Below are 268 nucleotides of genomic sequence, written 5' to 3'. Positions count from 1 at the left end.
TCACTGAAGCAACGGTGGTGGATCACATCAAACCCCACTGTGGTGACATGAAGCTATTTTGGAATAGAAACAATTGGCAGAGCCTATGCAAGGGCTGTCACGACAGTATCAAGCAGGCTGAAGAAAAGGGCCGCAAGGTTAACGCAATAGGACTGGATGGCTGGCCCATTAATGGAGATTAAGACATGAGTAACCAAATACTAGAGCTGCTACAGGCAGAGGCAGGACGCATCATCAAGCGTTCAGCAGACATAGAGCAAGCGTGCAG

1 protein-coding gene is annotated in these 268 nt (G+C 48.9%); it reads left to right on the top strand.

The features are described 5' to 3' along the window. Window positions 1-182: HNH endonuclease signature motif containing protein (locus A2F46_RS11960; protein WP_197457685.1), on the top strand; the 182-nt coding region annotated here is incomplete at its 5' end. Window positions 183-268: the final 86 nt, after the last annotated feature.

The organism is Snodgrassella sp. CFCC 13594, assembly GCF_001590725.1.
Lineage (GTDB): Bacteria > Pseudomonadota > Gammaproteobacteria > Burkholderiales > Neisseriaceae > Snodgrassella.
The sequence above is the reverse complement of the archived record's forward strand: the minus strand, read 5'-3'. Positions and strand labels throughout refer to the sequence as shown.